Raw genomic sequence first — 18,368 nt, 5'->3', positions numbered from 1 at the left:
GCCATCCGGAAAACCCGTGAGAACGCACCCGGCCAGGCAGGAAGGGCGCCCGTCGGAGCGCCCTTCGCGGCGGATGTTCTTACTGAGCCAGCCAGGCGTTAAAGCGCTGCGTCAGCGTTTCGGCATTGTCGATCCAGAAGTCCACATTCAGCGAGATCGACTCCGTCATGTTCGCCGGATCGGTCGGCAGGTCTTTGGCGAATTCCGCCGGAACCTTGGCTGCAGCTTCCTTGTTCGGCAGGCCGTAGGCGACGAATTCCGGCAGCTTCGCCTGATGTTCGGGCAGGCTTGCGAAGGCGATGAAGTCCTGCGCGGCGTCCTTGTTTTCCGCATCCTTCAGCACCACCCAGCTATCGACGGCGTAGATGCTGCCCGGCCAGACGACCTTGAAGTTCTTGCCTTCCGTGCGGTTGATGCCGGTGATGCGGCCGTTATAGGCCGACGTCATCGCCACTTCGCCAGAGGCGAGGAACTGCAGCGGCTGGGCGCCCGATTCCCACCAAACTATGTGCGGTTTCAACTCGTCGAGCTTCTTAAATGCGCGCTCGACCCCTTCGTCGGTCCCAAGCACGTCGTACAGCTCGTCCTTAGAGACGCCATCGGCGAGCAGCGCGAATTCGAGCGTATATTTCGGGCCTTTTCGCAGCGAGCGCTTGCCGGGGAATTTTTCGACATTCCAGAAGTCCGCCCAGGAGGCCGGGCCTTCCTTCAGCTTATCACCGTCATAGGCGATCGCCGTCGACCAGACGATGGCGCCGACACCACAGTCATCGACCGCAGAATCGAGGAACTTGTCCTTGCCGCCCATCTTGTCCCAGTCGATCTTTTCATAAAGTCCGTCGGCACAGCCGAGCGCCAACTCTTCGGCTTCCACCTGCACGGCATCCCAGTTCGGCGCGCCGGCCTTGACCTTCGACTGGATGACGCCGATGCCGCCGTCCCAGGCTTCGTCGAGCACCGGCTTGCCGGTCTTTTCGGCGAAGGGCTTGAAATAGATGTTGCGCTGCGCGTCCTGATAGTTGCCGCCCCAGGAGACGACGGTCAGGTCCCGTGCGAATGTCGGTGCGGCAAGGCTTGCGGACAGCACGACGACGGCGGACGCCAGAACACCCGCTTGAAAGATAGTCTTCATTGCACTCCCCTTTTCTTCGTTTGTGAAGGAACCGCCGTCAGCCTCCGGCCCCCGTTGACGATCTCATGCGGACTGCTGACCCGTCCCTTTGGCGTATTGCGATGATTACAGCCTTTCCGGTCGTCGCGCCCTTTCTCCCCGGGCGTTTGTCCGACCGTATGATGCACTCCGGTCCTTGTCGGTCAGCGGGGATTTCCCCCAGTCGACCATCGTCAGACGTGTTGACCTCCGTTGATGTGAATTTCCGCGCCGTTGATGTAGGACGATGGCTCGGTGCAGAGGAAATAGATGGTCTCCGCGACCTCGCGCGGTTCGCCCAGTCTTCGCATCGGCACTTCCGCCGCCACCAGTTCATCCGTTCCGGGCGACAGGATCGACGTTTCGATCTCGCCCGGGGCGATGGCATTCGCCCTGACCCCGCGTTGGCCGAATTCGTGCGCCATTTCACGGGTCAGCGAGGCAAGCGCCGCCTTGGACGCCGCATAGGCAACGCCTGCGAAGGGGTGGACGCGCGAGCCGGCGATCGACGTAACATTGACGATCGAGCCCTTCGCTGCTTCCAGTTCCGGCATGAGTGCGCGGGCGATCAAAGCGGTCGAGATAAGATTGACGTTGAGCACCTGCGTCCAGACATCGGCATCCGTATCCAGCACACCGAGGCGGCTCTTGCCCGGCCCCTTCGGCGAAATGCCGGCATTATTGACGAGCGCGTGCAGCCGGCCGTTCGGCAGGCGCTCGCGCACCGTCGCTGCCAGGCGGTCGATCTGCGTGAGATCCGCGAGGTCGGCCTGGATATGGCTTTCGCGGGCGGAGGGCCAGGCGCATTCCTCGGAAAAGGATTGACGCGAAACGGTGAGAATGCGCCAGCCCTTCGACTGGAAGAGCTTGACCGTCGCATGACCGATCCCGCGGCTCGCACCCGTCAGCAACATGTAGCGGCATTCTTCGGTCATGGGAGCGTTCTCTGTTGATGCTTGATACATCGTAATGGGCCGCCCATGAATTGCAAGCCTCCTCTTCCAAGTGATGTCAGGCCCGGCGCGCCTCCCGCTCCGTGCCCCGTTCGATGCGCTCGAGGATCGGCTTGCCGCCGAGCAGGATATCGTCGACGATCGCCATCGAGGCGGCGGCGGAATCGTGCCGTTTCAGGGCTTCGACGACCGGGTAGTGATGGTCGATCATCGCACGTCCACCCTCTATATAGGCATCGGAAATGTGCGGCCCCATCTGCAGCCAGAGCCGCCGCAGGATGCCGTTCAGCACCGGCAGCCCAGCGATCTGCGGCAACAGGAAGTGGAAGGCTTGGTTGAGTTGCGTGCCCTTCAGCCGGTCGCCGGCCTCGATTGCCTGTTCATTTTCGCGCAAGATGCGTTCCAATGCCTCGATATCCGTGCTCGTCGCCACCTGGGCGGCGGTTTCCGCCGCCAATCCCTCCAGCCGGACACGGATTGCGCGGATCTCGCGGTAGCGGTTTTCGCTCAAACCCGGGATGCGGATGTCGCGTGGCGAGCGGAAGGTGATCGCCTCGTCATTGGCAAGCCGAAGGATGGCGTCGCGGATCGGTGTGACGCTCGTGCCGAATTGTTCCGCCAGATCACGGATCTTCAGCCGGTCGCCGGGCTGGAACCGTCCCTGGATCAGGGCATCGCACAACGCACCATAAACGGCGCTGTTGAGGTTCTCATGATCCAGTGACGTAAATTGAGGCATGGAACTGGTCCGCAAAATCGAATAACAAGATACTTGATGCATCTTTTTCGGCGTGTTTCAAGTATGACATGTCGCGGACATCTTCCGCCAAACGGCTTGCGGCGGCAATTTAGTCGGCACCGTGGTCAGCGGACGGCAGGGACAATCGAAGGAAATGCGGGCAACCCCACCAACGGAGCAAGCATGACGGAGCCATCGCCCACCGCCAAGAAGGCCGATTCCATGTCGGCGACGTGGAGTGCGACATCGTTTGCCGATGCCGAGGCCGCGGTGAAGCAGGTCTATGGCATGGGCGGCACGATCAGGCGGTTCTCCAGCGAAAGGGACGAGACCTTTCTTTTCACCCGCTCTGACGAAACGGACTTCATCCTCAAGATTGCCAATCCCGCCGAGGACCCGGCCGCGCTGGAATTCCAGGACGGTGCGCTCCTGCATCTGGAGGCTGCCGCCCCCGCCGTACCGGTGCCGCGGCTCATACTCACGAAAAGCGGAGAGCCTAGCCACACGCTTTCCACCGCCGATGGCCCGCGCATCATGCGCCTGCTCACTTTCCTGCGGGGCGAATTGCAGTACCGCACACCCGCCTCCGAGGCGCAGAGCCGCAACGTCGGCCGGGCGCTTGCGGAACTCGGGCTCGGCCTTGAGAACTATGACGGACGCCCGCCGGCGGGAAAGCTGATGTGGGACATTTCCCACACGCTCGATCTCACTGCCGTCCTCGACCATGTCGCGCCTGAACGCCGGGCGCAGGCGAAGGTCGTGCTGGCGGAGTTCGAGCGGGCGCTTCCCGCCATCACCAATCTCAAGCGGCGGCAGATCATCCACAACGACTTCAACCCGCACAATGTCTTGCTCGATCCGGCCGCACCCACCGCAGTCGTCGGCATCATCGATTTCGGCGACATGGTCCATGCGCCACTCATCAACGATCTTGCCGTCGCGCTTTCCTATCATCTGGCGACGGAAAACTGGGCGGCGCGCACCAGTTCCTTCCTGGAGGGGTTCCTTTCGGCACGTGCGTTGGAGCCTGCCGAAATTGAACTTCTACCAGTGTTGACCCGGTCGCGGCTGGCGATGTCTCTCATCATCGCCGAATGGCGCTCCGCACGCTTCCCGGAAAACCGCGACTACATTTTGCGCAACCACGCCACCGCCTGGCGGGGGCTTCAAAACATATCCGATCTGACGCCGGCCGGGCTGAAAAGGCTCGTGCCCAACCTTTCCGAGGCCTGATCATGTCGATGGTAAATGCCTTCTCGCGCGAAGATTTCGAACGGCTCAACGAAGCCGAACGGGCGCTGATCGCGCGCCGGGAAAAGGTGCTCGGTCCCGCCTACCGCCTCTTCTATGAAAAACCGCTGCATCTCGTGCGCGGCGAAGGCGTCTTTCTCTATGACGCGGCCGGCGAACGATATCTCGATGCCTACAACAACGTCGCCTCGCTCGGCCATTGCCACCCGCGCGTGGTGGAGGCGATCACCAGGCAAACCGCCGTGCTGAACACCCACACGCGCTACCTGCACGAAGGCATCGTCGACTATGCAGAGGCGCTGACGGCCACCTTCCCCGAGGCGCTCAGCCAGGTCATGTTCACCTGTACCGGCAGCGAGGCGAATGACCTTGCGGTGCGCATCGCCCGCTTCGTCACCGGCGGCACAGGCATCATCGCAACGGAGCTTGCCTATCACGGTCTCACGAGCGCCGTCGCGGAATTCTCGCCATCCCTCGGCGAAGCCGTGACGCTGGGGCCGCATGTACGCACCGTGCCTGCTCCGGACAGCTACCGTCATTCCGCCGAAGAAATGGTGCAAAAGTTCGGCCGCGACGTGCGTGCGGCGATTGCTGACTTGAAGCGCCACGGCATCAAGCCGGCCATGCTGATCACCGACACGATCTTTTCCAGCGACGGTATTTTCGAGGGACCGAAAGGTTTTCTGAAGCCGGCGGTCGACGCCATCCATGAGGCCGGCGGTCTCTTCGTGGCGGATGAAGTACAGCCCGGCTTCGGCCGCACCGGCGAGGCCATGTGGGGCTTCGAACGCCACGGCGTCGCGCCCGATATGGTGACGATCGGCAAGCCGATGGGCAACGGCTACCCGATGGCCGGCATCGTTCTGCGCCCGGAGGTCATTGCCGAGTTCGGTCCTCGGGCGCGCTATTTCAACACGTTCGGCGGTAATCCAGTCGCTGCCGCCGCCGGCAAGGCCGTGCTGGACACGATCCGCATTGAAGGCCTCCAACAGAATGCGCTGGTGGTTGGTCGCCACCTTATGGACAGGGTGAAGAGCCTCTCAGCTACCCATCCGGCGATCGGCGACGTGCGCGGGTCTGGGCTCTTCATCGGCGTCGAGATCATCGTGGACTCGGCCACAAAGCGTCCTGACGCGGCCCTGTCGACACGCATCGTCAACGGCCTGCGCGAGCGGCGCATCCTGATCAGCGCCTCAGGTCCCAATGCTAACGTTCTGAAGATCCGTCCTCCCCTCGTCTTCTCCCGCGAGAACGCCGACATGCTGGTTGACGCACTCGGCGACGTGCTGAGGACGCTCTGAAAGAAGCAAAGCTGCCCTGCAAGGCCGGGCGGCTGGCTCGCACCTTACCTCGATGCATTCGATGGACAGCTACTACGTCTCGAAACTGCTGCCGCTGATTGCGGAAGCCGGTGTCTCGGCGATCCCCAATCCGCTGATCAACATCATGCTGCAGGGGTGGCGCGCCTCGGCACAGCCGACATGCTCGACGTCGCCTTCATGCGATTGCACGTCGCCCAGATGTCCTCGCCCGCGGACATGTGCACCTGTTTCGACATGGTCACCAAGGTCAATGCCGAGATCATGGGATCTCGATCATCTCGGCCTAGCCGTCGGCAAATCGGCAATCCTCGTTGTGCTCGATGCGGGCAACCCCACCGAGGCGGTGCGCCTGCGCGCCGAGCGGCTCTGTGTCGTGGCGAAGGGCAAGGTCGTGGCTGAACGCGAGAAGCGCGATACGGCCCTGTCCATCAAGGGCCGTCCGGCGACCATCAACCGCCGCCACGTCGTGCCACCGCAGCCACGTTGAACGGACTGGACGAGAACAAGCTTCAATACCTCAATGCGCGTGCACTCGTGGCTAATTTCGGTGTCGCGACTTCTGCCCTCGCCTGTGGGCACAAATGGACATCGGCAAACCGGAAGCGCGGATCAACGCTTCCAGGCAATTTTCAACATCAGTGATCAGGCCGCTGGATCCTCTTGCTCCAGGCGACCCGAAGCCCGATCTTGATGTCAACGCTTCCGACCTTACCCACCCCTTGGGCCGCCGTCGTCGATTGTTCTTGAAAAGAAGGTTAGTGCCGTTATACTAAATTCACAAACTCAGTATAACGCCAGCCCATCGGAGTTTCCGACCGTTATACTAATTTTCGCAATTCAGTATAACGGGAGCAGATATGCGGCAGATCGACCTGATGTATCGCACGATGACCGCCGAACTCGGTCAACGTCTGCTCGACGCCAGCTTCTCGGCCGATTTCCCGGTCGAAGGCCGCTTCGTGCCGGTCACGGTCAAAGCCCGCAAATACTGGTATTTCGACCAGCCCGACGAAGGCGAGGGCCACCGACAGAAACGCCGGTATGTTGGACCGGCCGATGATCCCGAAATCAACAGGCGGGTAAAGGACTTCCGCGCGATCAAGGATGACGCCAAGGCCCGCCGTAAGCTGGTCACCACCCTTGTTCGCGAGGCTGGATTACCAGCTCCCGAACCGTTTTCCGGCGATGTCGTCGAGGCGCTGGCCCAGGCTGGCATTTTCCGCTTGCGGGCCTGCTTGGTAGGAACGGTAGCGTTCTCGACCTATGCGGGCCATCTTGGCGTCCGTCTTCCTGCCGCCTCGATGACGACGGGTGATGCTGATTTCGCCCAGGACTACGCGATCAGCTCCGAAGTAGGGGACTCGCTTCCACCTATTCTTGAAATCCTACAAGGCGTCGATCCGACCTTCCGGCCGATCCCGCATCGCTCAGGGTCAACCCGATCAACGGCATTCAAGAACCGGGCGGGCTACAATGTGGAATTCTTGACCGGAAATAGGGGTAGTGATGACTATCAAGATCAACCGGCCGACATGCCCGCCCTGGGTGGGGCAAGCGCCGATCCGCTGCGGTTTTTGGATTTCCTCATCTATGAGCCCGTGCGAGCCGTCCTGCTACACAAAAGCGGTATCTCCGTGATTGTCCCGGCTCCGGAGCGCTATGCTGTTCACAAGCTGATCGTGGCCTCCCGCCGCGTAGTCGATACGATTGGGGCTGCAAAGCGCGACAAGGACTTGAGGCAAGCGGTATTGCTCTTCGACGCGCTCGATGCTTCCAACCGTCTCGGTGACCTGTCGGATGCTCTCAAGGAAGCCTGGGAAAGGGGAGAGGCCTGGCGCTATGCGATCCGGGCCGGAATGGAGTACATGTCCCGAGGAGATAGAGCTGCTACGGCCGCCTTGTTCCGTGAACTGGGCATCGATTACAAAGCAGAGTAACGCTCCGATCTACTCAAGAAATAATGCGCCATATGTCGAGACGATTCGGTTCAACGGGACGCTACCGAGTATGCACACGGTCGATCATGTCATGAGGTGCCAATCGATCTGCGACGACGTTCCCGCACCCTGGCCAGTCCCACGGTCGCCCACCGAGCCGGAGGTCTCACTGACCGCTGGACCATGGCTTGGAATACTGGCATCGTCGGCCGCGTGTCGGTCCAGAAGGGCTGCGATCATCTTAGAAGGAGTGGCCGTGGAAGCCGGGCATGACACCAGCGAGCTTGAAATGGTCGTCTTGATGACGCCCGACATGGCCAACTTCAGCGGCAAGGTCCATGGCGGCGCCCTGCTCAATCTTCTCGACCGCGTCGCGTTTTCCTGCGCCTCGCGCTATTCGCAGGAATATGCGGTGACCTTGTCAGTGGACCAGGTCGTCTTCCGGCAGCCGATCCATGTCGGCGAACTCGTGACCTTTCGCGCCTCGATCAATCAGGCCGGGCGGACCTCGATGGAAGTCGGGATCCGCGTCGAAGCCGAAAACATCCGCACCGGCGAGCGCAGGCACACGAACTCCTGCTATTTCACTATGGTGGCCGTCGATGCCGAGGGGCGTCCGACCGCGGTTCCGACTTACAATCCCGTGACCAGCATCCGAAAGCGACGCCAGCGCGCGGCGGAGGTGCGGAAAAACCTGCGGCGGGAGTTCGAGGCCCGCTTTCAAGCTGCTGGCTCGCCCACCGAAGCCTGATCGCCGCAATCCGTTTGCTCGCATGGCGGCTTCGCCCGGCGCCGGAGCCAAGGTCACTTTTTGCAACAAGGCCTCGCAAGGACCATTCCTGTGTTTGGCCCGGCGGCTTGATAGTGTATCTTTCACCGGCCGGAGCTAAATGGCCAAGGGGAGCGATCCGCCACCTGCCCGGCGCATGGAGGGCGGCGTTGTTGGCCCTTAAGCCTGTTGAAGCCCATACATGCATTCGGCGCCTCTGCGGCGTGAATCCCGCGCAAATGTGCTGTGAGCATGCCCCCGCGTTCTGAAAAGCCACAATGACGCGTTCAAAACCACCGCGCCGCGTTCTGCATCTGGCGCCATTTCGTGAACAACCGAAGCCACCTATCAACGCCTGCTGCCACGGGAACCAACACCGTCGTTGCGGGCTCGGGATAACGGAGATTCAAATGTCCACATCCGAGACGGGACTTCAGTTTACAGAGGGCGTCGCCAACGGCGAGGTCCGGTACGATCTGGAGGATTTCATCCGCGCATCCGGCATTCCGCCGCTCGAAGCCCACGAAATGTTTACGAAATACGGGCCTTACAAGTCGGACCTCGACCCTTTGATCAAGGCGCGGGCCGAACAGCATATGGACCTGATGAAATAGCATCAGCTGCGTTGCCCGCCGGCAGATCGCGGCGGGCAACGCAGAGTACATTTTCCCGGCAATATCCAAAGCCACGCCCGGCCGTCAGTCAGCGGAATAACGCTGCTCAAGCCAAGGGTCGCCACGCATGTGGTAGCCATTGCGCTCCCAGAAACCGGCCTCGTCGCCGGCTCGAAAATCGATGCGCGTCAGCCACTTTGCGCTCTTCCAGAAATAGAGATGCGGCACGACAAGCCGCATCGGCCCGCCATGGGTGCGGCTGATCGGCTTGCCCTCCCAATCGGTCGCAAGGATCGCGTGTTCCGAGGCAAAATCGGCGAGCGGCAGATTGGTCGTATAACCATCGTAGCTCGTCAGCATCACATGAGACGCTTCAGGCTTCGGCATGACCAGGTCGAGCAGGTCGTGCGTCAAGACCCCTTGCCAGCGATTGTCGTAGCGCGACCAGGTGGTGACGCAATGGATGTCGGAGAGGCTGTCGCTCTGCGGCAATGCCTTGAACGCTATCCAATCCAGCGACAGGCGCTGTTCGACGAGGCCGGTCACATCCAGCCGCCAGCGCTCCACGCCGATCGCGGGCTGCTGCCCGAGGTCCAGCACCGGCCAATCCCGAACAAGGTGCTGGCCCGGCGGCAATCGTTCGTCCTCAGGCCGGGCTGCGCGCCCGGTGAGGAACTTGCCGGCCGCCGCCCAACGCCGCTTCGTCGTCGTCAGCTTGGTTTCCGTTGGGGGTTCTTCGTCGGTCATCGGGTGCTCCTCCGGTCCGCGCGGATTAGAAGACCCGTCGCGGTTTCCGTCAAGCATCAGAGACGGGAGCTGTCTCTAGCGCAGCACGATCCGCAAGGCAGCCTGCGTCTCCCTCAGGAGCGGCAGATAACGTTCGACCATTTCAGCAGCCGGCACATGGGCGGCCGGCGCGCCGATGTTGAGTGCCGCGACGATCTGGTTGCGATCGTTTTGAAGCGGAACGGCGATGGAGCAAAGACCGATTTCCAGCTCCTGGTCGATGATCGCATAGCCTTGGTGACGCACGCGGCCGATTTCGGCCATCAGTTCTTCCGTGTCGGTTCTCGTATGAGGTGTGTTTGCCTTGAGATCCGAGCGGGCGAGCACGTCCCTCGCCTGCTGTTCCGGCAAGGCGGCGAGCCACACGCGCCCCATTGATGCGCAATAGGCAGGAAGCCTGGAGCCCGGCATCAGGCTGATCGACATCACCCGCCTTTGCGAGGCGCGCGCGATATAGACAATCTCAGTGCCGTCGAGAACCGAGGCGGAAGCGCTTTGACCTGCCCGCTCCGAGAGCTGGTCGAGATAGGGCTGGACGATCGTCGGCAGAGGTGTCGCCGAGAGGTAGGCGTGGCCGAGCCGCAGGATTTTCGGCGTCAGAGAAAAGAACTTCCCGTCATAGTCGGCGTAGCCGAGCTCCGAGAGCGTCAGCAGCGAGCGGCGCACGGTCGCCCGGTCCAGACCGGTAATCTTCGCCGCCTCGGTGATCGTCAGCTTCTGCTGTGTCTCACCAAAAGCCTCGATGACGGTCAGCCCGCGGGCAAAACCGCTGACGAAATCGGTTTCTCTCATGGCTCATCCTCGTTCTACCGGCAATTAATCTGTGCGATATACGAACAAATGTCAAATATCGCACAAAATGTTTGACGCACACTGTTTTTGAGAGCCTATTTCGGGCCAATACAGGCAAGGGGAGCTTGTCGGCCCGCACTCCATGGACCGCGAAAGACGACGCGTCAGCTCTTCCCACCGCCTGCAGACAATCATGCGCCCGCCGATTGGCGGCAACGCTCAAATCAGAAGAGAGGAAACATGGCGAAGATCGTTTCGCTCGCCGAGGCCATCGGCGACAATGTCAGGGATGGCGACACCGTTGCCATGGAGGGTTTCACCCATCTGATCCCCTATGCTGCCGGACATGAAGTGATCCGCCAGGGTCGCAAGGACCTGTTTCTCGTGCGCATGACGCCGGATATCCTCTATGATCAGCTGATCGGCGTGGGTGCCGCCCGCGGCATGAAATTCTCCTGGGGCGGCAATCCCGGCGTCGGCTCGCTTCACCGCTTCCGCGACGCAGTCGAAAACCAGTGGCCGCGGCCGCTCGAAATCGAAGAACATTCCCATGCGGCCATGGCCAACGCTTATGAGGCGGGTGCGGCGAACCTGCCGTTTGCGATGCTGCGTGGCTACATCGGCGCCGACCTTCCGAAGGTGAACGCGAGTATCAAGCAGATCACCTGCCCCTTCACGTCCGAAGTCCTGGCCGCCGTTCCGGCGATCCGGCCGGACGTGACGATCATCCACGCCCAACGCGCCGATAGGAAGGGCAACGTGCTCATCGAAGGCATCGTCGGCGTGCAGAAAGAGGCGGTGCTTGCAGCCAAGCGCTCGATCATCACGGTCGAGGAAATCGTCGACGAGCTTGCGCCACCGTCGCCCAACTCCGTCGTGCTCCCCACCTGGGCAGTAACGGCGGTCAGCCAGGTGCCGGGCGGCGCCTTCCCCTCCTACGCCCACGGCTACTATCCGCGCTCGAACGCCTTCTACATCGGCTGGGACGAGATCGCCCGCGACCGCGAGAGTTTTACCGCATGGATCAAGGAGAACGTGCTCGACGCAGGGCCTGAAGATTTTGCACGACACGCCGGCAGGAAGCCGGCGAAGGCCGCTTGAGGAGGCGACGATGACGGATTTCACCCCCAACGAGATGATGACCATCGCAGCCTCACGCGAGCTTTCCAACGACGACGTCTGCTTCGTCGGCATCGGTGCGCCATCGGCCGCCTGCAACGTGGCGCGGTTGACCCACGCCCCCGACATTACGCTCATCTACGAAAGCGGAACCGTCGGCACCAAGCCGGATGTTCTCCCCTTGTCGATCGGCGACGGCGAGCTTTGCGATACCGCCCTCTTCACCGTCTCGGTGCCGGAGATGTTTCGCTACTGGCTGCAGGGCGGCCGCATTACCACCGGGTTTCTCGGCGGCGCGCAGATCGACAAGTTCGCCAACCTTAACACCACGGTCGTCGGTCCCTATGACCATCCGAAGGTCCGGCTGCCGGGCGGCGGCGGCGCTCCGGAGATCGCGTCGAATTGCGGCCGCATCTTCATCACCATGGCGCTCTCCAAGCGTGGATTCGTCGAAAAGCTGCCCTTCATCACCTCGATGGGTCATGGCGAAGGTGGCGATCATCGCGAACGGCTCGGCATGAAGACCAAGGGACCCACTCGCATCATCACCGATCTCTGCATTCTGGAGCCCGATCCGGTGACCAAGGAACTAACTGTTGTTTCGATCCATCACGGCGTCACGCGTGACCAGATCGTCGACAATTGCGGCTGGCCGATCAAATTCGCCGGAGAGGTCATCGAGACGCCGGTGCCGACTGAGATCGAACTGGCGACGCTTCGCGACATCAACGCACGCACGAAGAAGGCCCACCAGGGCAACAAGGAGGCCGCGTAAATGGCCGATGCTTATATCTGCGATTACATCCGCACGCCGATCGGCCGCTTCGGCGGCGCGCTCTCATCAGTCAGGGCAGACGACCTCGGCGCGATACCGCTGAAGGCGCTGATCGAGCGCAACCCTTCGCTCGATTGGGAAGCGGTCGATGACGTCATCTTCGGCTGCGCCAATCAGGCAGGTGAAGACAACCGCAACGTCGCGCGCATGTCGCTGCTTCTGGCCGGGTTGCCGGCGAGCGTGACCGGCACCACGATCAACCGGCTCTGCGGTTCGGGCATGGATGCCGTCATCGCTGCCGCACGTGCCATCAAAGCGGGCGAAGCCGAATTGATGATTGCCGGCGGCGTCGAGAGCATGTCGCGGGCTCCCTTCGTGATGCCGAAAGCGGAGAGCGCATTTTCGCGCAATGCCGAGATCTATGACACCACCATCGGCTGGCGGTTCGTCAACCCGCTGATGAAGAAGCAATATGGCGTCGATTCCATGCCGGAGACCGGCGAAAACGTCGCCGAAGATTTCAAGGTAAGTCGAGAAGATCAGGACGCCTTTGCGCTGCGCAGCCAGGCGAAGGCGGCAGCCGCGCAAGCCAACGGTCGCCTGGCGAAGGAAATCGTCGCCGTCACCATCCCGCAGCGCAAGGGCGACCCGACTGTCGTCGAAAGAGACGAACATCCCCGCGCCACGACGATGGAGGCGCTTGCCAAGCTCGGCACACCCTTCAGACGAGAAGGAGGCACGGTCACCGCCGGCAATGCGTCGGGCGTCAATGATGGCGCGGCGGCGTTGATCATTGCCTCCGAGGCGGCGGTCAGGAGATACGGCCTCAGACCTATCGCCCGTATCCTGGGCGGGGCCACCGCCGGCGTTGAACCGCGCATCATGGGTTTCGGCCCGGCCCCGGCCTCGAAGAAATTGATGGCGCGTCTTCGCCTGGCGCAGGAACAGTTCGATGTCATCGAGCTCAACGAAGCCTTTGCCTCTCAGGGACTAGCGACGCTGCGCGATCTCGGCATTGCCGACGACGACGGCCGCGTCAACCGCAATGGCGGCGCCATTGCCCTTGGCCATCCGCTCGGCATGTCCGGCGCCCGCATTACAGGGACGGCCGCGCTTGAGCTCGCGGAAACCGGCGGACGTTATGCACTGTCGACCATGTGCATCGGCGTCGGCCAGGGCATCGCCGTAGCGCTCGAGCGCGTCTAAAGCACTCCGCGGTTTTGCGGTAACGCATGCTCGGTAAGCGCATCTGAAAGCCAGATAGGGAGCCGTTCATTGACGGCTCCCCTTTTTCATTCACACGGTTTCTTCGTCGCGCTGCGCCACGAAGATCAGCACCAGCAGGATGGTGATGAAGAAGCGGAAGGCGTCGGGAACGCCGTTCCATTGTTTCGACATCCACATGCCGAACCATTCACCGCCGACCGACATGAAGCCGACCTGCCAGACGAGGAAGCCGAGCGTCAGGCCGGCGATCGCCACCGTCTTCGCCCGGTTGAATTCGCGGGCGCCACCGTTGAGGTTAGTGGCGAGCCTGTAGGCACCGAGCCAGCAAAGCAGCGCCGTCAACGTTTCCGCCGCGATGATCACGACATAGAACAGGTTGTGAAGCACCGGACTGGTGATGGCGCGATATTTGATCGCCGCGTCGGGAAAGATCGTATCCATCATCATCACATGCTGAACGAAGGCGAAGTTCGTTGCGTAGTCGGTGATGTTGCCGAAGGCGACGAGCGTTGAAAACAAGGCGATTGCAGCAACGGCTGCGGTTTTGGCAATCCGAATGATCTTCATGGTCTGGTACTCCTGTCCACTGCCGGCACGCCCAAGATCCGGGCCGAATCTTACCGGCATCAGTCCAGCCATAGCCCACCGGCAAAGTTGATCGAGGCCGCGAGGCGTCTCTTCCACAACTTGCAGTGTGACGAATATGCACTTCGCAAAAGGTGCCGGCAAACGCGTCGCGCGCTCCCTGCCCATGGGCAGTCTTGACTCTCGCGCCGAGTTGCAACATAACCGAATAGTTCTAAAACTATTTGGTTATACAAATGACCCCATCCGAACGCCTCGACGCTACCTTTTCCGCCCTTGCTGACCCGACACGGCGGGCGATCCTTGCCCGTCTGGCCCTGGGCGAAGCATCCGTCCTCGAACTTGCAGAGCCCTTCGCCATGAGCCAGCCGGCCGTGTCGAAGCACCTGAAGGTGCTGGAGCGCGCCGGGCTGGTTTCGCGCAGCCGCGATGCACAGCGCCGTCCCTGCCGCATCGAGATCGATCCGCTCACTGAGGCAGCCGACTGGCTGGAGGAATATCGCAAGCTTTGGCAAGCGAATTTTGCCCGCCTCGACACCCTGCTTGAGGAGCTGAAAGCCGACGCTGCATCACAGGCGTCGGCCGCACTCCCCACCAATTTCACCACGAAGGAGGAATGACATGAATGCTGCATCCAACAAACTTGTTGTCACGGCGCATGGCGACCGGGAAATCCGCATCGTCCGCAGCTTTGACGCGCCGCGCCGGCTGGTCTTCGACGCCTTCACCAAACCGGCGCTCGTCAAGCGCTGGCTGACCGGCCCGGACGGCTGGTCGCTGCCCGTTTGCGAGATTGATTTGAGACCTGGCGGGACCTTCCGTTACGTCTGGAAAAGCGCCGAAGGTGTCGAGATGGGCATGGGCGGAACCTATCGCGAGATCCAAGCGCCGGACCGGATCGTGCACGAGGAACTCTTTGACGAGGACTGGACCGGCGGCCAAACCCAAGTGACGACCCACTTCGTCGAGGAGGGTGGGCGCACCACGGTGACGACGGCTGTTATCTACTCTTCGACGGAGACCCGCGATGCCGTCCTCAAGTCGCCGATGGAGAGCGGCATTGCCATCGGCTATGACCGCCTCGAAGGAATCCTGGCCTCCGAACCGGCCAAATAGTCATGGAATGACCGTGGGCGGAGCGATCCGCCCACGGTCCAATTCTCATTCCGTCCAGATGGCGACGTCGACGGGACCGAGCTTGCGGGCACCGACATGGAAGGTAGCGCCAGCGCCAGCCGGCACGTCCGCCGCTTCCTTGCCGTAGTTGAAGGCGAAGTTGAGCTTGCCGCGACGGGTGATGCGCAAATCGCCGAGATCGGCGAGCGCTTCGACCGAAGCCCAGCCAAGGGCGTCATTGATCACCTTTTTCAGCAGGTCGCCACGGGCGGCCGCCGCCATGTAACGCGCCTTGTCGTTGCCGACGAGTGCCGGCGCGCCATTGCGGTATTCCCCTTCGAAGGTCGCCAGCACCGCCTCGCTGGTGCGCACGGTCTCGCGCCAGATGCCGGCCGGATAGGTCTCGTTGCCGTAAAGCACGGTCTCGCTATGAAATTCCGGCAGGGATTCAACGCGAGCGACACTGACGTCGACAAGTGCTGCGAGCGGTCCCGGCGGCAATCCCTCGGGAATGTGCATGTCCTCAGTCTTGCTGCCGCTGCGCGGTCCGAACAAGACCCTGGCTTGCGACGCGACCAGCTTCTCGACAAAGGCCTGATTGGCGATGACAAGGTCTGGCGCCAGCACCAGCTGGTAGCCGTCGAGATCGGAATGCTGGCCGATGAAATCGACGTCGACGCCCAGGCGAGAGACGGTCGAATACCAGTCGAGCGCCGTCGCCGAGGCCGAATAGGTCCGACCCTGCGGCAGGGCGCGGGTCGCCCAGCGCGAATTGTAGTCGAGCAGGATCGCGACCTTGGCCTTGCCGCGTGCCTCGCCTTTCGGCAGCCGCTTCATCTCTTCTGCGACCTGAGCCACCTCGAGATAGCCTTGGTCGGGCTCGCTGTTGGGAAGCAAGAGGCCGGCATGGAACTGCTCCTGCGCAAACGGCACCTGCCGCCAGCGGAAATAGGAAACCATGTCGACGCCATGCGCATAGGCAAGCCAGGTCCAGAGCCGAACCATGCCATCGGCCGGCGACTGGTTGTGCGCCGCCCAATTGACCGGACCGGGCTGCTGTTCCATCACCCAGACGCGTCCACGGCCGACGGCCCGGTAGAGATCGTGGTTGAAGGCAGGCTGGTCCGGATCGCCGACACGCAGGTAGCGTCCCTTGTCCTCCGGTGAAAGACGACCGTTCAACAGCCCACCCATCGGGTAAACGTCCCAGGACGCGATATCGATGTCTTCGCCGACCTTGTAGTGGTCGAAGTCGGTGTTCTGCGACATGAAATTGTGCGTCACCGGACGACCCGGCGAGTGCTTGCGGATGATGTCGACTTGCGCCTTGTTGAAGCTCTTCACCTGGTCGGACGAGAAGCGGATGAAGTCGACGATATGGGTCGGGCTCGGCTCCTCGACAAGATTGTTCGGCAGGTCGACTTCGTCGAAGCTGTTATAGTTCATCGCCCAGAACGCCGTGCCCCAGGCGCGGTTCAGTTCGTCGGTCGTGCCGTAGCGCTCGGCGAGCCAAAGCCGAAACGCCCGCTCGGCCTCGCCGGAATAGCTGTAGATCGTGTCATGGTCGCCATATTCGTTGTCCGTCTGCCAGGCATGGACGAAGGCGTTCTTGCCGTAACGTTCGGCCATGGCCTCCGAGATGCGTGCGGCCTCGATGCGGTAGCTGCGACTGGAGAAGCAATAGTGGCGCCGGGCACCGAACTTGCGCACCACGCCGTTCACGTCGACCGGCAGGATATCCGGGTGACGATCGATCAGCCACTTCGGCGGTGCGGCGGTCGGCGTGCCCAAGATGACCTTGAGACCGGCGCGGCCGAGCACGTCGATCGCGTCATCAAGCCACTCCCAATGAAATTCACCCGATCTGGGTTCGATCTTGGCCCAGGCGAATTCGCCGATGCGCACCCAGGCAAGCCCCAGTTCGACCATGCGGCGGGCGTCCTCTTCCCATTTCTCGCGCGGCCATTGCTCCGGATAGTAGCAGACGCCGAGTTCGAGCATGTCGGTCTCCTGCTGGTCGGCGTTGAAACGGTTCGGTCTCGTCAGGGGCATATGCAAGATCGGGTCCTTCGTCATGCTCTCGGCCGGCTTCACCCGGCACTTCGTCTTCGATGCGAGCGCTCTCCGAGATATAAACGTTTATATCATCAGGCGCAGTCGTGTGGTCGTCGGGTCGTTGTTCGTCTTCAGCGGTTTGGGGTCAAACGGTCGTCGCAGCGCTCGATCAGCTTCGGCATCAAAAGCGTCTGCAGCGCCTCCGGCGGCTCGCCCTCCATCCGGCGAAGGATGTAGGCGCCGAGCAGGCTGCTCGGCTCGCTGATCGGCAGGTAATAGGTGGTGATCGGTGGCGCGAAATACTGACTGACGTTCAGGTCGTCAGTGGCATTGATGACGGCGTCGCGGCCATGCACGAGGCCGCGCTCATGGAAACCGGAGAAGGCGCCGAGCGCCGAGGCTTCGTTGGCGCAGATATAGGCGGTCGGCGGATTGGAGAGATCCGCCATCGTCAGCACGTTCTCCCGCCCGAAGGCCGGCGTCAACCGCCCATGTGCGACCAGAGCCGGGTCGAACGGCAAGCCGGCAACCTCGAGCGCGCGCCTGTAGCTTTCAAACCGGGTTATGCCGTAGCTCAGATCCGACAGTGGGTTGAGCAGCGCGATGCGGCGATGGCCGCGGTCGACCAGTCTCGCCATCGAAACCCGGATCATCTGCTCGTTGTCGGCATCGACATAGGCATGCGGCGCGTTGTGCACGCTGGTGCCATAGGTGACGAAGGGAAAGTCGGCCGCCTGCATCGTGCGGATGCGCGGATCGTCGGCGCGCGTGCCCGAGATGATGATGCCGTCGGCCTTCTTCAGCGACACGATCTGCTGGATGACGGCCTGGCTTTCCTCGAAATTCCTGACCGCATAGAGCGAGACCCGGTACGGGCTGTCTTCCAGCGCCCAGGAAATGCCGCTCAAGAGCTGGGCGTATTCCACGCCTTCCCACTCGTTCTGCTTCGGGCCGGGCGCCGTCATGATCGCCGCGACCTGATAGGTCTTGCCAGTGCGCAACTGCACGCCGTGCATGTTCAGTTCGTAGCCGACGCGCTCGGCCGCCTCGATCACGATCGCGCGCGTCTCCGGGCGAACCTGAGGCGAATGCTTCAGGGCCTTCGAAACGGTGGCAATCGACAGCCCCGTTTCCTGCGCAATGGTCTTGATCGTTGGTCTTTGCATGGCGTCTCGGCT

General features: G+C 62.0%; 18 protein-coding genes and 1 pseudogene. 11 read left to right on the top strand and 8 right to left on the bottom strand.

Annotation, left to right across the window (positions count from 1 at the left end):
• Positions 1-79: 79 nt before the first annotated feature.
• The 3 genes from IB264_RS09140 to IB264_RS09130 all read right to left on the bottom strand — a co-directional run bounded on the left by IB264_RS09140 (position 80) and on the right by IB264_RS09130 (position 2,842).
• Positions 80-1,132: an ABC transporter substrate-binding protein gene (locus IB264_RS09140; protein WP_192433297.1), complete on the bottom strand. Its 1,053-nt coding sequence runs from the start codon at positions 1,130-1,132 to the stop codon at positions 80-82.
• A gap of 212 nt (positions 1,133-1,344) precedes the next feature.
• Positions 1,345-2,085, bottom strand: coding sequence for an SDR family NAD(P)-dependent oxidoreductase (locus IB264_RS09135; protein WP_025429178.1), 741 nt, complete (start codon positions 2,083-2,085; stop codon positions 1,345-1,347).
• A gap of 76 nt (positions 2,086-2,161) precedes the next feature.
• Positions 2,162-2,842, bottom strand: coding sequence for a GntR family transcriptional regulator (locus IB264_RS09130; RefSeq protein WP_025429179.1), 681 nt, complete (start codon positions 2,840-2,842; stop codon positions 2,162-2,164).
• A 183-nt stretch (positions 2,843-3,025) separates the two neighbouring features.
• Between IB264_RS09130 and IB264_RS09125 the strand changes: the two genes are divergently transcribed.
• The 6 genes and pseudogenes from IB264_RS09125 to IB264_RS09100 all read left to right on the top strand — a co-directional run bounded on the left by IB264_RS09125 (position 3,026) and on the right by IB264_RS09100 (position 8,735).
• Positions 3,026-4,075, top strand: a complete 1,050-nt coding sequence (locus IB264_RS09125; RefSeq protein ID WP_192433295.1) for a phosphotransferase enzyme family protein — start codon at positions 3,026-3,028, stop codon at positions 4,073-4,075.
• A gap of 2 nt (positions 4,076-4,077) precedes the next feature.
• Positions 4,078-5,394, top strand: coding sequence for an aspartate aminotransferase family protein (locus IB264_RS09120; protein WP_107027489.1), 1,317 nt, complete (start codon positions 4,078-4,080; stop codon positions 5,392-5,394).
• Positions 5,393-5,902 (top strand): annotated as a pseudogene (locus IB264_RS09115) (amidohydrolase family protein); the annotation flags it as partial. The gene IB264_RS09120 and the pseudogene IB264_RS09115, both read left to right, overlap by 2 nt.
• A gap of 370 nt (positions 5,903-6,272) precedes the next feature.
• Complete coding sequence (locus tag IB264_RS09110) at positions 6,273-7,352, top strand: GSU2403 family nucleotidyltransferase fold protein (RefSeq protein WP_192433293.1); 1,080 nt, start codon at positions 6,273-6,275, stop codon at positions 7,350-7,352.
• Positions 7,353-7,641: 289 nt separating this feature from the next.
• Complete coding sequence (locus tag IB264_RS09105; protein ID WP_038578389.1) at positions 7,642-8,103, top strand: acyl-CoA thioesterase; 462 nt, start codon at positions 7,642-7,644, stop codon at positions 8,101-8,103.
• Positions 8,104-8,531: 428 nt separating this feature from the next.
• Positions 8,532-8,735, top strand: coding sequence for a hypothetical protein (locus IB264_RS09100; RefSeq protein ID WP_025429185.1), 204 nt, complete (start codon positions 8,532-8,534; stop codon positions 8,733-8,735).
• An 84-nt stretch (positions 8,736-8,819) separates the two neighbouring features.
• Here the strand turns inward: IB264_RS09100 and IB264_RS09095 are convergent, their stop codons facing one another.
• Both IB264_RS09095 and IB264_RS09090 read right to left on the bottom strand, forming a co-directional pair.
• Positions 8,820-9,482: a sulfite oxidase-like oxidoreductase gene (locus IB264_RS09095; RefSeq protein ID WP_057219044.1), complete on the bottom strand. Its 663-nt coding sequence runs from the start codon at positions 9,480-9,482 to the stop codon at positions 8,820-8,822.
• 75 nt (positions 9,483-9,557) lie between these two features.
• A complete protein-coding gene (locus tag IB264_RS09090; RefSeq protein WP_025429187.1) occupies positions 9,558-10,313 on the bottom strand; it encodes an IclR family transcriptional regulator in 756 nt (251 codons plus the stop codon).
• A 240-nt stretch (positions 10,314-10,553) separates the two neighbouring features.
• Between IB264_RS09090 and IB264_RS09085 the strand changes: the two genes are divergently transcribed.
• From IB264_RS09085 to pcaF, 3 genes are read left to right on the top strand one after another with little or no spacing between them, the layout of a single operon-like run.
• Entirely contained in the window at positions 10,554-11,414 is an 861-nt protein-coding gene (locus tag IB264_RS09085; RefSeq protein ID WP_113568427.1) for a CoA transferase subunit A, read from the top strand.
• Between the two features lie 10 nt (positions 11,415-11,424).
• A complete protein-coding gene (locus IB264_RS09080) occupies positions 11,425-12,207 on the top strand; it encodes a CoA-transferase subunit beta (RefSeq protein WP_057222876.1) in 783 nt (260 codons plus the stop codon).
• Positions 12,208-13,413 carry a 3-oxoadipyl-CoA thiolase gene (gene pcaF / locus IB264_RS09075; protein ID WP_057222875.1) on the top strand — a complete coding sequence of 402 codons (1,206 nt, stop codon included), beginning with the start codon at positions 12,208-12,210 and terminating at the stop codon, positions 13,411-13,413. It abuts the gene before it with no gap.
• Positions 13,414-13,503: 90 nt separating this feature from the next.
• Here pcaF and IB264_RS09070 read toward each other — a convergent pair whose 3' ends face one another.
• Positions 13,504-14,001, bottom strand: a complete 498-nt coding sequence (locus IB264_RS09070; protein WP_025429191.1) for a DUF2165 family protein — start codon at positions 13,999-14,001, stop codon at positions 13,504-13,506.
• Positions 14,002-14,255: 254 nt separating this feature from the next.
• Between IB264_RS09070 and IB264_RS09065 the strand changes: the two genes are divergently transcribed.
• Positions 14,256-14,639 (top strand): helix-turn-helix transcriptional regulator, encoded by a 384-nt coding sequence (locus tag IB264_RS09065; protein WP_057222874.1) that lies wholly within the window; start codon positions 14,256-14,258, stop codon positions 14,637-14,639.
• Position 14,640: 1 nt separating this feature from the next.
• Positions 14,641-15,135, top strand: coding sequence for an SRPBCC family protein (locus tag IB264_RS09060; RefSeq protein ID WP_025429193.1), 495 nt, complete (start codon positions 14,641-14,643; stop codon positions 15,133-15,135).
• 45 nt (positions 15,136-15,180) lie between these two features.
• Here the strand turns inward: IB264_RS09060 and IB264_RS09055 are convergent, their stop codons facing one another.
• Positions 15,181-17,193: a beta-galactosidase gene (locus IB264_RS09055; RefSeq protein ID WP_057223395.1), complete on the bottom strand. Its 2,013-nt coding sequence runs from the start codon at positions 17,191-17,193 to the stop codon at positions 15,181-15,183.
• Between the two features lie 128 nt (positions 17,194-17,321).
• Complete coding sequence (locus tag IB264_RS09050) at positions 17,322-18,356, bottom strand: LacI family DNA-binding transcriptional regulator (protein WP_057222873.1); 1,035 nt, start codon at positions 18,354-18,356, stop codon at positions 17,322-17,324.
• Positions 18,357-18,368: the final 12 nt, after the last annotated feature.

Source organism: Ensifer sp. ENS11, from assembly GCF_014851895.1.
In the GTDB taxonomy this organism is placed as follows: domain Bacteria; phylum Pseudomonadota; class Alphaproteobacteria; order Rhizobiales; family Rhizobiaceae; genus Ensifer; species Ensifer canadensis.
Note: the sequence above shows the minus strand (reverse complement) of the source record. Positions and strands in the feature narration are given on the sequence as shown.

Bases quoted from the DNA above. Each gene is read 5' to 3' on its own strand.
- IB264_RS09120 (WP_107027489.1), top strand. From the start codon at position 4,078: ATGTCGATGGTAAATGCCTTCTCGCGCGAAGATTTCGAACGGCTCAAC.
- IB264_RS09080 (WP_057222876.1), top strand. From the start codon at position 11,425: ATGACGGATTTCACCCCCAACGAGATGATGACCATCGCAGCCTCACGC.
- IB264_RS09085 (WP_113568427.1), top strand. From the start codon at position 10,554: ATGGCGAAGATCGTTTCGCTCGCCGAGGCCATCGGCGACAATGTCAGG.
- IB264_RS09110 (WP_192433293.1), top strand. From the start codon at position 6,273: ATGCGGCAGATCGACCTGATGTATCGCACGATGACCGCCGAACTCGGT.
- IB264_RS09125 (WP_192433295.1), top strand. From the start codon at position 3,026: ATGACGGAGCCATCGCCCACCGCCAAGAAGGCCGATTCCATGTCGGCG.
- IB264_RS09140 (WP_192433297.1), bottom strand. From the start codon at position 1,132: ATGAAGACTATCTTTCAAGCGGGTGTTCTGGCGTCCGCCGTCGTCGTG.
- pcaF (WP_057222875.1), top strand. From the start codon at position 12,208: ATGGCCGATGCTTATATCTGCGATTACATCCGCACGCCGATCGGCCGC.
- IB264_RS09070 (WP_025429191.1), bottom strand. From the start codon at position 14,001: ATGAAGATCATTCGGATTGCCAAAACCGCAGCCGTTGCTGCAATCGCC.
- IB264_RS09100 (WP_025429185.1), top strand. From the start codon at position 8,532: ATGTCCACATCCGAGACGGGACTTCAGTTTACAGAGGGCGTCGCCAAC.
- IB264_RS09095 (WP_057219044.1), bottom strand. From the start codon at position 9,482: ATGACCGACGAAGAACCCCCAACGGAAACCAAGCTGACGACGACGAAG.
- IB264_RS09105 (WP_038578389.1), top strand. From the start codon at position 7,642: ATGGTCGTCTTGATGACGCCCGACATGGCCAACTTCAGCGGCAAGGTC.
- IB264_RS09050 (WP_057222873.1), bottom strand. From the start codon at position 18,356: ATGCAAAGACCAACGATCAAGACCATTGCGCAGGAAACGGGGCTGTCG.
- IB264_RS09130 (WP_025429179.1), bottom strand. From the start codon at position 2,842: ATGCCTCAATTTACGTCACTGGATCATGAGAACCTCAACAGCGCCGTT.
- IB264_RS09135 (WP_025429178.1), bottom strand. From the start codon at position 2,085: ATGACCGAAGAATGCCGCTACATGTTGCTGACGGGTGCGAGCCGCGGG.
- IB264_RS09090 (WP_025429187.1), bottom strand. From the start codon at position 10,313: ATGAGAGAAACCGATTTCGTCAGCGGTTTTGCCCGCGGGCTGACCGTC.
- IB264_RS09065 (WP_057222874.1), top strand. From the start codon at position 14,256: ATGACCCCATCCGAACGCCTCGACGCTACCTTTTCCGCCCTTGCTGAC.
- IB264_RS09060 (WP_025429193.1), top strand. From the start codon at position 14,641: ATGAATGCTGCATCCAACAAACTTGTTGTCACGGCGCATGGCGACCGG.